Origin of the sequence: Nostoc sp. (assembly GCF_036917515.1) — a bacterium.
Taxonomy (GTDB): domain Bacteria; phylum Cyanobacteriota; class Cyanobacteriia; order Cyanobacteriales; family Nostocaceae; genus Nostoc.
Genome location: NZ_JBALDE010000107.1, coordinates 42,124 through 57,116 on the forward strand (window position 1 = coordinate 42,124; position 14,993 = coordinate 57,116).

Consider the following 14,993-nt stretch of genomic DNA (forward strand, 5'->3'; position numbering starts at 1 on the left):
TCGTAAATTTCCAAAAAAAGACGGTTTTCCGTAAAAGTATAGAATCTTAACAAAGAGTAATATACAAGATATCATGAGGCAAAAACTATAGGAGGTAGCTGTGGCACGCACGATCCCGCTAGAGAAAGTACGCAACATTGGTATTGCGGCGCATATAGATGCGGGCAAAACAACAACAACAGAGAGAATATTATTTTACTCTGGGATAATTCATAAAATTGGCGAAGTTCATGAAGGAACTGCCGTCACAGACTGGATGGAGCAGGAGCGGGAACGGGGAATTACCATTACTGCCGCTGCAATCAGTACCAGTTGGAAAGATCATCAAATTAACATTATCGATACTCCGGGTCATGTAGACTTCACAATTGAAGTTGAGCGTTCCATGCGCGTGTTGGATGGTGTGATCGCAGTATTTTGTTCTGTGGGCGGCGTGCAACCGCAGTCTGAGACAGTGTGGCGGCAAGCAGAACGCTACAAAGTTCCTCGGATAGTCTTTATCAACAAGATGGATCGCACCGGAGCGAACTTTTATAAAGTTCACGACCAAATCCGTGATCGCCTGCGGGCAAATGCGATCGCCATTCAACTACCAATCGGTAGTGAAAACGACTTCCAAGGTATTGTTGACCTTGTACGAATGCGTGCGTATATTTATGCAAATGACCAAGGAACCGATATCCAGGAAACTGATATCCCGGAAGCATTGCAAGCGCAGGTAGACGAATTCCGCACCAAGCTAATAGAAGCTGCGGCAGAAACTGATGATGCTCTGATGACTAAGTACTTCGAGGGCGAAGAACTTACAGAACAGGAACTTCGGACTGCCCTGCGTCAAGGCACAATCGCGGGGACAATTGTACCAGTACTTTGCGGCTCGGCATTCAAAAATAAAGGCGTACAGTTGATGCTGGATGCCGTTGTCGATTACCTGCCAGCACCAAGTGAAGTACCACCAATTCAAGGCTTACTGCCGAATGGCGATACTGTTGAGCGGCGGGCTGATGACAACGAACCCCTAGCAGCTCTGGCATTCAAGATTATGGCTGACCCTTACGGTCGCCTGACATTTGTTCGTGTTTATTCTGGTGTCTTGAAAAAGGGCAGCTACGTTCTCAACGCTAGTAAGAATAAAAAAGAACGGATTTCCCGCTTAGTTCTAATGAAGGCAGATGAACGGCAAGATGTCGATGAACTGCGAGCGGGCGATTTGGGAGCAGCTTTGGGATTGAAAGACACCTTGACAGGTGACACGCTCTGTGATGATGGATCGCCAGTAATTCTGGAATCTCTATTCATTCCTGAGCCTGTAATCTCGGTAGCGGTTGAACCCAAAACTAAGAACGACATGGACAAGCTGTCCAAGGCTCTGCAATCTCTCTCAGAAGAAGACCCTACCTTCCGTGTCCGCGTCGATCCGGAAACAAACCAAACCGTGATCGCGGGGATGGGAGAGCTACACCTAGAAATTCTAGTAGACCGAATGTTACGAGAATTCAAGGTGGAAGCGAATGTAGGCGCACCGCAAGTAGCTTACCGAGAAACAATTCGGAAAGCTGTGAGCAGAATTGAAGGTAAATTTATCCGCCAAAGTGGTGGTAAAGGTCAATACGGTCACGTTGTGATCAATTTGGAGCCTGGAGACGCTGGTACTGGCTTTGAATTCGTCTCCAAAATTGTCGGCGGTTCAGTACCGAAAGAGTACGTTGGCCCCGCAGAACAAGGAATGAAAGAAAGCTGCGAATCAGGCGTTCTAGCTGGATATCCATTGATTGACGTTAAAGCAACGCTAATCGATGGGTCATACCACGATGTGGACTCTTCAGAAATGGCTTTCAAAATCGCTGGTTCAATGGCGATGAAAGAGGCTGTGCTGAAAGCTTCACCCGTCCTCTTAGAGCCTATGATGAAAGTTGAGGTTGAAGTTCCTGAAGACTATATCGGGAACGTCATTGGCGATCTCATCGCCCGCCGAGGGCAAATTGAAAGTCAAAACACCGAACAGGGACTTGCTAAGGTCGCATCCAAAGTTCCACTGGCGACCATGTTTGGCTATGCCACTGATATTCGGTCAAAGACGCAAGGTCGGGGTATCTTCACGATGGAGTTCAGCCACTACGAAGAGGTGCCTCGCAGCGTAGCTGAAACTATCATTGCAAAAAGCAAAGGGAACGCTTAGTTAAAATAAGGAAATGAGTATTCATGGCACGCGCAAAGTTTGAAAGGAATAAACCCCACATCAATATCGGTACAGTTGGCCACGTTGACCACGGTAAAACTACCTTGACAGCAGCCATCACCATGACCTTAGCAGCTATGGGTCAGGCTGTAGCTAAGGGCTACGACCAAATTGATAATGCCCCAGAAGAAAAGGCACGGGGTATTACCATCAATACCGCTCACGTAGAGTATGAAACTGCAAATCGACACTATGCTCACGTAGACTGTCCAGGACACGCTGACTATGTAAAGAACATGATCACCGGTGCTGCACAGATGGACGGAGGTATCCTTGTAGTTGCTGCTACCGATGGTCCTATGCCTCAAACCCGCGAACACATTCTGTTGGCAAAACAGGTTGGCGTTCCTAGTCTGGTTGTCTTCTTGAACAAAGAAGACTTGATGGATGACCCAGAACTCCTGGAACTAGTGGAACTAGAACTAAGAGAACTGTTAAGCAGCTATGATTTCCCTGGCGATGATATCCCTATTATCAAAGGCTCTGGTCTGCAAGCTCTGGACGCAATGACCAAGAATCCCAAGACCCAACGAGGAGAAAATCCTTGGGTAGACAAAATCTATGAACTGATGGATGCTGTAGATTCTTACATCCCCACACCTGAGCGGGATGTTGATAAACCCTTCCTGATGGCTGTAGAAGATGTGTTCTCAATCACAGGTCGTGGTACTGTAGCCACTGGTCGGATTGAACGGGGTGTAGTCAAAGTTGGCGATAACGTTGAACTAGTGGGTATCAGAGATACTCGCGCTACTACCGTAACTGGAATTGAAATGTTCAAGAAGAGTCTTGAGCAAGGTATGGCTGGAGATAACGCTGGCGTACTACTCCGGGGTATCCAGAAGACTGATATTGAACGGGGTATGGTAATTGCCAAACCAGGTTCAATTAAACCTCATAATGAATTTGAAGGTGAAGTGTACGTCCTCACAGAAAAAGAAGGTGGTCGTAAGACTCCATTTTTCGCTGGCTACCGTCCTCAGTTCTACGTGCGGACAACCGATGTAACTGGTACTATCAAAGCCTACACCTCCGATGAAGGCAAAGAAGTAGAAATGGTGATGCCAGGCGATCGCATCAAGATGACAGTAGAATTGATCAACGCGATCGCGATTGAACAAGGAATGCGCTTCGCTATCCGCGAAGGTGGTCGCACCATCGGTGCTGGTGTCGTCTCCAAAATTATCAAGTAGCACCTTTTTGCTCATAACAAAGGAGCAGAGATGGTATGTATTTTGCCTCTCTGCTCCTTTCTCTTCCCTCTATAAATAAGGTAATAGGTTACAGGGGACAGGTAATAGTTTTCTGTAACCTTTACCCTGTAACCTTTAACCTGTAAATACTCCCCTAATTACGCAGAACCTGGAAAATTAAAGATGGCAACTCTACAGCAGCAGAAGATTAGAATTCGCTTACAAGCCTTTGACAGGCGGTTATTAGATACATCTTGCGAGAAGATTGTAGACACAGCTAACCGCACCAACGCTACAGCTATAGGCCCAATTCCTTTACCAACAAAACGCCGGATCTATTGTGTGCTGCGATCGCCCCACGTAGATAAAGATTCACGGGAGCACTTTGAAACCCGTACTCATCGCCGGATTATTGACATTTACCAGCCCTCTTCTAAGACTATTGATGCCCTGATGAAATTGGATCTACCATCGGGCGTAGATATCGAAGTCAAACTTTAATTTAGTCATTAGTCATTAGCAAAGGACAAAGCGCAAAGTCGAGCCAGTCGCACAGGAAGGGTTTCCCCACTTGGGCGTTAGCGATAGCGAAGCGTTAGCGAGTCATCGAGCGTCAGCGGTAGCGACGCAGGAGCGTCACTGGCGTTGAGCGGAGGTTTCCTCCAATCAGAACTTTGTAACAGAGGACAAATGACATTAGTATGAATATTTACACAGCCCTGAAGAAATATATCTCAGGGCTTTTATTTAGCTAGGAAACAAATGATAGAATGTAGATAAAGTACGGGAAAAGTAGAGAAAAAGAAATTTTAAAGATTAAGTTTATACCAAAGCAACAATGACATCATCTTCTAAAATTGCAGTTCGCGAATTACCTCTATTCCCGTTACCTGAAGTAGTTCTGTTTCCTACCAGACCATTACCCCTACACATCTTTGAATTCCGCTACCGAATCATGATGAACACGATTTTGGAGAGCGATCGCAGGTTCGGTGTTTTGATGTTTGATCCAGTCAAAGGTACAATAGCAAACACTGGTTGTTGCGCCGAAATAATTCATCATCAACGGCTACCAGATGATCGGATCAAGATGATGACTTTAGGGCAGCAAAGATTTCGTGTATTAGAATATGTTCGTGAAAAGCCATATCGGGTTGGCTTAGTTGAGTGGATTGAAGACCAACCACCGACTAAAGATTTGCGACCTTTATCTTCTGAGGTAGAACAATTATTGCGAGATGTAGTGCGTCTGTCAGCCAAATTAACCGAACAAAATATCGAACTGCCAGAAGATTTACCCGATTTACCAACAGAGTTATCTTATTGGGTAGCCAGTAACCTTTATGGTGTCGCCGCAGAGCAGCAATTATTGTTAGAAATGCAAGATACTGTAACTCGTCTAGAGCGGGAAGCAGAAATTTTAACTTCTACTCGGAATCACTTAGCAGCTCGCGCTGTTCTCAAAGATACATTTAACGAAAAGTGAGGAGTTAGGAAGAAATAACAACAAATAATTTATAGTCCCAAACAGATAACTCTTAACTTTTCAAGTAAGGGTGCTGATCGGTAAAACATTGTAAGCGCCAAAAATTTTTAAAATCTCTGTGTGAATAGTTAATTCTGCTAAAGCAGATTGCATTTGTGCTTCCTTGGCATCTGCTTCTAAATCCATAAAAAACAAGTATTCGCCTAGCGATCGCTTCGTCGGACGAGATTCAATCCGACTGAGGTTAATTCCTAGTTGAGCAAATATTTGCAAAGGTTTTACTAATGCTCCGGGTGTGTTGGCAGGCATAGTAAAAGCCAGTGATGTGTGACTAGCAGGTGCTTTTGTTGCCTGGTATGCAGCGTCCATTTTACCTTGACTTACCACCCAAAAACGAGTAAAGTTTTCTGGATTGTCGTTGATACCACTAGCAAGTATCGGCAGGTTGTAGAGTTGGGCTGCTCTACTAGAAGCGATCGCTGCCGTTGTTGTATCTTGCTCCAGTCGCTGTAGTGCTTCGGTTGTGGAATTACCGGGAATAATCTGTACTGTTGAGAGAAACCGCTCTAACCATCCCTGACATTGTGCCAAAGCTTGTGGGTGGGAGTAAACAGTTTTAATTTTATCTAAATTAGACGCGCAAGAAATTAACGTATGGGCAATGGGTAATACTAAAGCCAACTGAATTCGCAAACTGTCCAACTGCCATAGTGTATCCATTGTTGTAGTCACACTCCCTTCAATAGAATTTTCTACTGGCACAACAGCCAAGTGAGCTTGACCATTAGCAACGGCGTGCAGTGATTGAGGGATAGTGGGGTAGGTGCATAATATAGCTTCAGTTCCCGTACTTTTGCTCAACCAGTTGACATAAAAAACAGCTGCTTGTTCTGTGTAAGTGCCGGGAGGCCCTAAATGTGCGATTGATAAAGTCATGCTTTTAGCCTTGAGTTGCAAGTTTAATGCGTAGGTAGAAATTATGATATTTTGCTTTGGTAAATATATCCAACCTTTACTCTTACTTAAACACTGTTATCTTTAAAATTTATACACTAAAGCGATAGAACGAAATATGTATTTAAGAAAATAAGTTATGGAAATCAGTCTTTTAATAGATAGATTTCCTAGCAGTTTTTTGCTAAATTCTTCTGAAGATTTAAGAGCAATGATATTGGTTTCTACCCAAATAAATGAGCATAGTCTTGATTTTGTGTCAAGATTTAAATTCTAATCTATATTTATTGAACTAAAGATAGAATGAGCGTACCAACTTTTTGCTAACAATGTATAGCTGATTTCTAGTCAAGAAACTTTGTACTTTTCTAATAATCAGAACTAAGTTGTTAAAAAATATTAAAATTAAGAAACATATATTTTTATCAGCTCATGGCTACCCGGTTTACTGCCTCCCAATCGGTTGAAATCGCTGTTCCAGAGCAGCCTATTCCTATTCAGCACTACTTGCGTCAGCCTCAACGCCTGGTTAAGGCTTTGGTTGAGAATAGCCGGATTCAGCAGCTTTCTGAAGAAGTATTTCGCTTGAAAATGCGTCCGCTGACTTTTATGTCATTGAGTATTCAACCAACTGTAGACATGAGAGTCTGGGCAGAATCAAATGGAATAATTTATTTGCGATCGTTAGGTTGTGAAATTTTAGGTTTCGAGTATATTAACCAGCGCTTTGCTCTCAATTTAAAAGGGTATTTGTCTCCCAAAGAGTTTAGTACTGGTACTCGCCTGCAAGGAAAAGCTGATTTAGAAGTGCTGGTGGATTTCCCACCGCCATTCTCCTTCACTCCTAAGCCAATTTTAGAAGCTACTGGCAATGGTTTGCTCAAAAGCGTGCTGTTGTCGGTTAAGCAACGGTTATTAAATCAACTTTTGACGGATTATCGTTACTGGGTAATATCACAAACCAAAGATAAAGAACTTGATAGTGATACTACTGAATTCCCAATCCTGAATGCTGAGTAATTATTTAATCACTCAGTACTCAGACCTTTGATTTGGCAAGGACGAAAAGACTGACGATGTAAAGGCGAGGGCCCGTATTGTTGCAAAGCCAGCAAATGCCGCTGGCTACCATAACCCTTGTTACACTCCAGGTTGTACATAGGGTATTTTAATGCCAAACGCACGATCAATTCGTCACGCCAAACTTTAGCGACAATACTAGCAGAGGCAATAGCGAGCGATCGCTCGTCCCCTTTAACTATTGTTTGTTGCGGCAATCGCAAATCTTTGATTAACTGATTGCCGTCAATCAAGCAAAGTGCAGGCTGTACTTTTAACTTCAGCACAGCCCGCCTCATTGCTAACAGCGTTGCTTGCAAAATATTTATTTTGTCAATTTCGGCAGTAGAAGCAAACCCTATTTTCCAGTCTATAGCTAGCTCACAAATTTGCTGCGCTAGCTGAGTTCTCCGAGAACTAGACAACTTTTTACTGTCTTTAATTTTAGCTGCTATCAGTATTGGCAAAGCGCGATCTGGTAGGATCACTGCTACCGCTACCACAGGGCCAAACAGAGCGCCTCGCCCTACTTCATCCACACCTGCAACCAACCCTGGAATCCCTGACAAGGTAGAAAACTCCAGCCAAGTGGATTGTTCCAAAGGCGTTGGCAATGTTTCTACCATAATGTAAATTAATTATCCTCGATCGCTGAGGAACGACGGCGGCGGCGACGGCTGGCTGTGGCGCTACTATTAGCTTCACTTTCATCTGCGATCTCTTTCTCGGCAGCAGTAGCTTTCGCAGACAAGTGTCCCGAAGGATTCACAGTCAACTCCGATGCTTCAGTTGTCTCTTCGATCAAAGATTTTTGTTCTGACTCAATAACTTTTGGTGTCGGTATTTTGCTGGCAGTTATTTCAGGTGTTGCCTTTTGGGCAATAGTGATTATTTCAGGTGTTGCTTTTTGGACAATAGTTGATTCTGAAGTTGATTCAATTGGAGTCGTTGGCTGTTGACCGGGCTGAATCACATTAATAATCACAGACTTGGTATTTTTAACCTCTTGCTCTAACTTCACCAAGGGAGATATTCCCATCAAAGCAAATATATCCTGTTCTTGGAGGCTCATTTCTACAGTTCTAATCTCCGGTGGTTCTACCACTGGCTTAACAGGTTCTGCCTTAATAATTTTAGTGCGCTCTACTCTTTCACTCCAGCCTGGTTTACCAAGAGTGGGTGAGGGAATTTCTGGCGCAACTCCTAATTCTGGTTCTGTATCTAGGTCTAAATCTGGCTCGTTAACAAAAGCTAGGGGATTGGGAACAGTCCGAGCTTCATCTTTCCCGTTTAATCCATTGACACCAATTCGACTACGGCGAGTCCGGGTACGACGCTTATCATTAAGTTCTTGATAACTAGGATGATTGATCAGATTGAGGTTGCTCAATTCTGAGTCGCCGTCAAATGCTTCCCCAAATCCATCATAGGTTTCTCTTGGTTCTGGGATGCGGGCAGATGACTGACGTGGTTCTCGGTGAGGCAAGGATACAAAACGCTCGCGCTCTGGTGTCTCTGCTGGTATCGGTAATCGGTTTTCGAGTTCTCCAGGCAGACGCACGGTATGTCCTAAACCACCACAGGTGGGGCAAGTTTCCCCAAACAATTCATAAATATTTTGACCCTGACGTTTGCGGGTCAATTCTACTAGACCTAGTTCGGTAAGTTGGGCAATCTGGGGACGAGCTTTGTCTGCTTTGAGTGCTTTATTAAAGTGTTCGAGAACTTGCAGTTGATCGCGTCGCGATTCCATATCGATAAAATCAACGACGATCACCCCAGCGATATTTCGCAGACGCAACTGGCGAGCAATTTCTGTTGCCGCTTCGCAATTTGTCCACAAAACTGTTTCTCTAGCTGTTGCCGATCGCGTGAAGGAACCTGAGTTAACATCGATTACGGTTAATGCCTCCGTCGGTTCGATGATGATGTAACCGCCAGAAGGTAGGTCTACCCTTGGCTTGAGGGCTTCTCGAATGGCAGCAGTGATGCGGAAGTACTCTAAAATTGGGGAGCGATCGCGATGATGGTCTATTAACAATCCCTGCGGTGTTTGACCGCCACTCCAATTCTGCAAGTACTGTTTGACGCGCTTCAAACCAGTACTAGAATCTACGACAATCCGATTTACATCCGCGCCATACATATCCCGCAATACGCGCTGGATAAAGTCATCGTCTCGGTTGAGCAGTGCTGGAGCACGAGTGGAATGGGCTTCCTGCTGAATGGCCTCCCATTGCTTTTGCAGTAACTCCAAATCTTCCATAATTGCTTCTTCTGGTTTGCCTTCTGCTTCTGTACGCACAAGCAAACCCATTCCCGCCGGTTTGACCAAAATCGCCAGTGCTCGTAAGCGGTTGCGCTCACTTTCACTTTTAATCCGTCGAGATAAATTTACGCCCCGACCATAAGGCATCAGTACTACGTAGCGTCCGGGTAAAGTAATATTACCCGTGAGCCTGGGTCCTTTCGTCCCCGTTGGCTCTTTCATTACTTGCACCAAAACTTTCTGTTGTGGTGTCAGTAGTTCTGTAATTGCGGTTGCGGTACGCTTGAGCTTCAATGGCCCCAAGTCGGTGACGTGAATAAAACCGTTGCGCTCTGGGTCTCCAATATTGACAAATGCCGCATCTATCCCAGGTAATACGTTTTCTACTACTCCTAAGTAGATATCACCTATTTGATGATGACCTGTAGCAACAACAAGTTCCTGTATTTGGTCTTCAGAAAAAACCGCAGCAATTTGGTGCTGCTCCGCGATGATAATTTGTTTTGGCATTCAATTTCCTCAAAAATTGGCAGCACTTACAGGTTTGAGGTTTGTTGTATCAAGTCCGGTTAATTACTTAATAATTCAAAACTACCTGCGTCTTTGCGTCAGTTTGAACTATCAGTGTTTCTCGGTTTGATATTATACTTTCGCTGCCCTCGCAACCCTCAAGAGGCGCTACTGATAATAAAAATCGCAAATCTGAGCTTCTAAGTTAAATAGCTATTGGCGCTCTTAAGAGCGTTTTCACGGCTGATTATTCCAGAACTGCTGCATATCGTTTAAGCAATTAAATCAACCGTCGTGGTTGATTTATAATGCAATACTCTCAATCAAAAGAGTTCTGAGTTGAAAGTTATAAATCCTGAGTGAGCATTTTAACTCAGGATGCTTTATTTGAGAGGAACCTACTGAATTCGTTAAGAAAAAGAAACTATTTCTATTTTCCATTCCCCGGATTTATCTTAGGGTTATACTCAGCAGCGCCAGTTACTACCCTACCTTGAGCCGCTCTAGCCTAAGACAAGCAGCGCTTTGCGCGTCTGGTGAACGTCTACAAGTCGGCAAAACCGACGGCAGTTGCTTTAACTCTAAAAAAAGTAATGTAATGCACTAGCTTTTGAGCACTACATGGATTAGACATTCAGCAGTTGTTTAAAAAGCATGAATTTAGAGAAGCTAACCGAGCCTGCTGTTAGTTACTGATTCACAAGGTAGCTATAGAGAAAGTGTGCATTCTTTAATCTGCTTTTTGTTTGTCTAGGATAAAATCCTAGAAGTTGCACTCTAATATCTTTGCTTTCGCCCCCTGAATACCAGGGTAGTGAACCAGCTAATTCAATGCAGCGCCAGAAAATTTCTCTTCACCCTATTCTAACGCAACCTTGCTAAAAATCAATTCCTATGAGCTGCCATCTTGGGACAACTACTAGCAAGTTGCCCTACAGGGATTATACCCCTAAAATTAGCCGATTGCGGTGGATGTGCAGGAGTTTAAATTCTACATTAGCCACTGTCTCTAGCATAAACAGGATTTGTTCGGGACGCAACAGCAAACCGTCTTGGCGATAGCTACCTAGATAACGGATTACAGATGACATAGATTCTGCTTTGTGATTATGGGTTTCTACTAATTCCAGTTCAAACAAGCGATCGCGCAGATTTATTAACTGGCTCTTGCCTGACTTAGTTATTTGCTCGTACCAAAGTTCCTTTTTTGCTTTGATTGTATCAATCCAGTTTTGCCATTGTATAGGTGTTATTTCTACAAGTGCTGCTACAGTAATTAAATACTCTACGGACTCTAGCAGTTGGGTAGCGGCACTAGCTTTTAAATCTATCTGCTCCACATTATATATAGGTATATCTGTAGGCATTTCACGAGCCAACTTTTCTCGGAAAGTATTAACTTCCACTGGCACAGTTAACTCAAAATCTGCAATTTCACAGCTGCTAGTAGCTCCTAGAGCCAAAGCAGTTGCTAGAGAAATCCGTGGCATTGGGTGAAATCCACCAGTAAAAGCAATTGGTAAGCTTGCTCGCCGCACAACTCGGTCAAAGAGACGGATTAAATCCAGATGGCTCATCAAAGCCATATTACCTTGTTTTCCAAACCAAACTCGCAGTCTTTGCGCCTTAGTTGTGTTGGGGACAAACTCACCAGCGAATTTTGGGATAGCAGGTGATTCAATCACCACGTTATGCCCAAAGTCGGTACCACAGACGCCACAATGAGAACAACCTTCAAAAGAGCAGTCAGGTACAATTGCAGCTTCTAGAGCGCGTTGCAAGTCTTCTTGGAGCCACTTTTTGTCAATCCCGGTATCAATATGATCCCAAGGTAGGGGAATATCGAGGGAGTGGGAAGAAACGCGATTAATGGCGTCTGTACTAGAGAGTGAGGAGTTAGGAGTTAGGAGGAGTTGGGTATTTTCTCCATCTTCGAATCTGCTCCTCTGCTCTTCTGCGTAAAACAAATTCCATTCGCCATTTTCTACTTGGCGGTATTTCCAATCTAAATCAGCTTGGGCGATCGCAGACCCCCAAGCAATAAAAGCCCGATCTAAATTTTCATACCAGGAATCCATACCAGCACCTAATTCCCACGCACGGCGGACTACTTTGCTCAAATTGCGATCACCTCGTCCGACAAAATCTTCCATTGCCGAAATGCGGACATCGGTAAAATTTACCTTCACTGCCTTGATTCGGCGGAATTCTTGCCGCAACAGGTTTTGCTTTCGCTTAAATTCAGCAGTAGAAACTGAATGCCACTGGAATGGTGTATGGGGCTTGGGCGTAAAGTTAGAAATTGTCAGGTTAAAGTTTAGGGGTTTTCTGCCTTTGCCCCGACATTCTCGCTGTAGCCAGCTTACTGTTTCCGCAATGCCCACAACGTCAGCATCCGTTTCACCTGGCAAGCCAATCATAAAATACAACTTGATTTTATCCCAGCCTTGTTCCCAAGCGGTTTTTACTCCCCGCAATAATTCTTCATTTGTCAACCCCTTATTCACAATGTCTCGCATCCGCTGAGTACCAGCTTCTGGAGCAAAAGTTAGTCCACCTTGCCGTGTACCTCCAAGGATATTGGCAATATTCTCATCAAATCTGTCTACCCGTTGGCTTGGTAGAGTCAGAGAAATATTTTCATTTTTTAAGCGATTTTTGATTTCCATCCCTACTGCTGGTAGGGACAAATAATCAGAACAACTCAGAGATAGTAGGGAAAACTCATTGTAACCAGTTGCCCGCATCCCTTGTTCAATTGCTTCTACAACCCGATCGGGTTCTACATCCCGTGCTGGTCGAGTCAGCATTCCTGGTTGACAGAAGCGACAGCCACGAGTGCAACCACGCCGAATCTCAATGGTCAAGCGGTCATGCACCGTTTCTACATAAGGAACTAGCCCAATGGAATATGCTGGTATGGGATTTGCAACCCGTCGCAGAATTCGTTTTGGCACATCCAGGCGACGAGGATGAACTGAACCATCCTTTGCCATATCGTAAAACTGAGGGACATATACGCCAGGTATCTGTGCCAAATCAAGTAACAGATGTTCCCGACTCAATCCTGCTTGTTTGCCTTCTTCCAACACTAAACCAATTTCTGGCAGTAGTTCTTCTCCATCTCCAAGGGCGAAAAAGTCGAAGAAGTCAGCATAAGGCTCAGGATTCGATGTCGCTGTTTGCCCACCAGCAAAAATCAACGGAAAGCATGACTGGGTATCGGTAAGTTCCCCCCTACCCTCCTGCTCCTCTGCCCCTATACTTCCCTGCCTTTCTCGCCACGTCAATGGAATTCCAGCCAAATTTAACATTTCGAGGACGTTAGTTGCACCCAGCTCGTAACTGAGGCTAAAGCCTAAAATGTCGAATTCTGTCAGCGATCGCTTTGATTCTACCGCAAACAATGGCGTATTCGTTTCGCGTAGTTTGCCTGCCAGGTCTTTTCCTGGGAGGTAGGCGCGATCGCACAATTGACGCGGTTGGGCATTCAAGATGTTATAAAGGATAATGTGCCCTAAATTAGATGCACCGACTTCATATATTTCTGGGTAGGTTAAAACCCAACGTATTGCTGCCGTATCCCAAGGTTTGTGTACTGCTAACAGCTCGTTACCCAGGTAACGGGCTGGTTTTAAAATATCTGACGTTATTAATCTTTCAACTGCAACAACCACTGTGCTATCTTCTAGCTACCTTAATTACAGCTATCCAATCCTAACATTAGCATTGAATTAGGTCTTCTGACAGAGTTTATCGTTGCAACTTACAACTCCTTTACAAAAAGCCCATTTATTACGCGAACTTTTGTGCTTTTACATAAAGTTATGTTTGGGCCAATTCGGCTTCAGTGTCTAATATTTCAAATACTCTATCGAGTTGCGTCAGTTCAAAAATAATTCTAATTTGTGGAGCAACAGCGCAAAGTCGGCAACTTCTTCCTAAAGTAAGAGCCAGCTTGTGTGTAGATAACAATGCCATCAACCCCGTGCTGTCTAACGATTCTACTGCTGCGAGGTCTACTACCAAGATGGAAATAGCATTTTGCGCCAACGCTGTAGTCATATCTCGTTCAAAATCCAAGGCGTTTGCAGCATTTAAACACCCTTGGGGACGAATAACTGCAATCTTGGGATAGTTAAGCACTGCCTGCATAGTTACATCCTATTAAGAATTTTGAAGCGTCAAGCTAAGGATTATTTGAACATAAACTCTATTTTGTTGCATCGACCATACGTCTTAGCTCTCTTTGCTAAATCTTTATTTCTTTAGTATGTCTGTTTAAAGATTGTTATAATTCCAGGTTAAAATGTGTTTAAATATACTTTTTTTTCATGTAACTTCAAAAACAATCAACTATAGACGGCCATAGAGCAGATAATTTATCAGTAACTATGCTGACAAACCTTGCTTAGTCTATAAATAAAGCTAATTTAGCTAAGTCTTAACGTTAGGTTAAATCTCTCACTTTAGCGTTGCTGATAGCATACGGCAAAGTCATAGTGAATTATCTATCTAACTAATTAAATTGTGATATATATCACTACTAAGTTAGTATTTTGATCACTCTTTATATTGAGGCTGATCTGGGATGATTAGTGTCATATTACGGTTGGATTATTACTTATGAGAACTCAGTACGCTATTCGTAAATTGGTAGAAAAAGCTCTTGACATTAAAAAACTAACTCCTGAGATAGAGAATGAAATTAATTCAGAGCTAACAGAACTAGGTTATATTTCTGATGTTGATTACGAGGCCCTAGAATTATTAATGGCAGAGATGGATGCTGGACGAATCCAGTTGGTTCCTAGCCTGGGATTTTAAAATAATTCATAATGACGCTCTCTACGTTCGCGCAGCGTGTCGCAGACAGAAGTTGTGTATAGCTTGCTTCTGTGTGAGAATACAAGCACTCCCTAACGTAATTCGTAATTAAATTTAGCAGGGAGATACAAGGGCGATATCATTACTAGTATTTTTCTATAAGGTTGATTATTTCAATACTTAAGGTAGCGTAAACTGTATTAAAAAATATCTACATTGTGCATTCGTAGTAAATCTTCATACAGTTCGCTAAATGCTTAAAAAAATTCCTCCCAATCTGTTTGCTGAATTTGTCTACAAGCGGAATGAACTTGTTGCTAAGGGAGTTGATATCATCAATATGGCTACTAGCGATCCAGATAAACTGACTTTTAGTCATATCCTTCAGGTGATGTATGAGGTGATTGAGGAGGCTGCTAACCACAATTATCCACCTTACTAAGTACACGTCACCAG

The 14,993-nt window shown here is 43.5% G+C and carries 12 protein-coding genes; 7 read left to right on the top strand and 5 right to left on the bottom strand.

Annotated features, from left to right (window positions below; translation table 11 throughout):
• Positions 1-100: 100 nt before the first annotated feature.
• From fusA to V7K89_RS13770, 4 genes are all read left to right on the top strand, one after another.
• On the top strand, positions 101-2,179 hold the full coding sequence (gene fusA / locus V7K89_RS13755) for an elongation factor G (RefSeq protein ID WP_335187912.1): 2,079 nt from the start codon (positions 101-103) through the stop codon (positions 2,177-2,179).
• A 23-nt stretch (positions 2,180-2,202) separates the two neighbouring features.
• A complete protein-coding gene (tuf, locus tag V7K89_RS13760) occupies positions 2,203-3,432 on the top strand; it encodes an elongation factor Tu (RefSeq protein WP_335187914.1) in 1,230 nt (409 codons plus the stop codon).
• 183 nt (positions 3,433-3,615) lie between these two features.
• The gene (gene rpsJ, locus V7K89_RS13765) at positions 3,616-3,933 is read left to right on the top strand and encodes a 30S ribosomal protein S10 (RefSeq protein WP_008232935.1); all 318 of its coding nucleotides are present in this window, start codon (positions 3,616-3,618) and stop codon (positions 3,931-3,933) included.
• A gap of 337 nt (positions 3,934-4,270) precedes the next feature.
• Entirely contained in the window at positions 4,271-4,918 is a 648-nt protein-coding gene (locus V7K89_RS13770) for an LON peptidase substrate-binding domain-containing protein (RefSeq protein ID WP_335187916.1), read from the top strand.
• Between the two features lie 60 nt (positions 4,919-4,978).
• On the opposite strand, the gene pheA is transcribed toward V7K89_RS13770, so the two are convergent.
• Positions 4,979-5,854: a prephenate dehydratase gene (gene pheA, locus V7K89_RS13775; RefSeq protein WP_335187918.1), complete on the bottom strand. Its 876-nt coding sequence runs from the start codon at positions 5,852-5,854 to the stop codon at positions 4,979-4,981.
• 450 nt (positions 5,855-6,304) lie between these two features.
• Here pheA and V7K89_RS13780 point away from each other — a divergent pair, with 450 nt between their 5' ends.
• The gene (locus V7K89_RS13780) at positions 6,305-6,892 is read left to right on the top strand and encodes a DUF1997 domain-containing protein (protein ID WP_335187921.1); all 588 of its coding nucleotides are present in this window, start codon (positions 6,305-6,307) and stop codon (positions 6,890-6,892) included.
• Between the two features lie 8 nt (positions 6,893-6,900).
• Here V7K89_RS13780 and V7K89_RS13785 read toward each other — a convergent pair whose 3' ends face one another.
• The 4 genes from V7K89_RS13785 to V7K89_RS13800 form a co-directional block, all read right to left on the bottom strand.
• On the bottom strand, positions 6,901-7,557 hold the full coding sequence (locus tag V7K89_RS13785; RefSeq protein ID WP_335187923.1) for a ribonuclease HII: 657 nt from the start codon (positions 7,555-7,557) through the stop codon (positions 6,901-6,903).
• 8 nt (positions 7,558-7,565) lie between these two features.
• Positions 7,566-9,710 (bottom strand): Rne/Rng family ribonuclease, encoded by a 2,145-nt coding sequence (locus V7K89_RS13790; protein WP_335187925.1) that lies wholly within the window; start codon positions 9,708-9,710, stop codon positions 7,566-7,568.
• Positions 9,711-10,651: 941 nt separating this feature from the next.
• Positions 10,652-13,387 carry a TIGR03960 family B12-binding radical SAM protein gene (locus V7K89_RS13795; protein WP_335187927.1) on the bottom strand — a complete coding sequence of 912 codons (2,736 nt, stop codon included), beginning with the start codon at positions 13,385-13,387 and terminating at the stop codon, positions 10,652-10,654.
• A 148-nt stretch (positions 13,388-13,535) separates the two neighbouring features.
• Complete coding sequence (locus tag V7K89_RS13800) at positions 13,536-13,865, bottom strand: STAS domain-containing protein (protein WP_335187929.1); 330 nt, start codon at positions 13,863-13,865, stop codon at positions 13,536-13,538.
• Positions 13,866-14,336: 471 nt separating this feature from the next.
• Between V7K89_RS13800 and V7K89_RS13805 the strand changes: the two genes are divergently transcribed.
• The gene (locus tag V7K89_RS13805) at positions 14,337-14,537 is read left to right on the top strand and encodes a hypothetical protein (protein ID WP_094349495.1); all 201 of its coding nucleotides are present in this window, start codon (positions 14,337-14,339) and stop codon (positions 14,535-14,537) included.
• 253 nt (positions 14,538-14,790) lie between these two features.
• Positions 14,791-14,979: a hypothetical protein gene (locus V7K89_RS13810; protein ID WP_335187931.1), complete on the top strand. Its 189-nt coding sequence runs from the start codon at positions 14,791-14,793 to the stop codon at positions 14,977-14,979.
• The last annotated feature ends 14 nt before the right edge of the window (positions 14,980-14,993 follow it).

Excerpts from the sequence above, each read along its gene's own strand:
- V7K89_RS13810 (WP_335187931.1), top strand. The coding sequence starts at position 14,791 with ATGCTTAAAAAAATTCCTCCCAATCTGTTTGCTGAATTTGTCTACAAG.
- V7K89_RS13780 (WP_335187921.1), top strand. The coding sequence starts at position 6,305 with ATGGCTACCCGGTTTACTGCCTCCCAATCGGTTGAAATCGCTGTTCCA.
- pheA (WP_335187918.1), bottom strand. The coding sequence starts at position 5,854 with ATGACTTTATCAATCGCACATTTAGGGCCTCCCGGCACTTACACAGAA.
- V7K89_RS13800 (WP_335187929.1), bottom strand. The coding sequence starts at position 13,865 with ATGCAGGCAGTGCTTAACTATCCCAAGATTGCAGTTATTCGTCCCCAA.
- tuf (WP_335187914.1), top strand. The coding sequence starts at position 2,203 with ATGGCACGCGCAAAGTTTGAAAGGAATAAACCCCACATCAATATCGGT.
- V7K89_RS13805 (WP_094349495.1), top strand. The coding sequence starts at position 14,337 with ATGAGAACTCAGTACGCTATTCGTAAATTGGTAGAAAAAGCTCTTGAC.
- V7K89_RS13770 (WP_335187916.1), top strand. The coding sequence starts at position 4,271 with ATGACATCATCTTCTAAAATTGCAGTTCGCGAATTACCTCTATTCCCG.
- V7K89_RS13790 (WP_335187925.1), bottom strand. The coding sequence starts at position 9,710 with ATGCCAAAACAAATTATCATCGCGGAGCAGCACCAAATTGCTGCGGTT.
- rpsJ (WP_008232935.1), top strand. The coding sequence starts at position 3,616 with ATGGCAACTCTACAGCAGCAGAAGATTAGAATTCGCTTACAAGCCTTT.
- V7K89_RS13785 (WP_335187923.1), bottom strand. The coding sequence starts at position 7,557 with ATGGTAGAAACATTGCCAACGCCTTTGGAACAATCCACTTGGCTGGAG.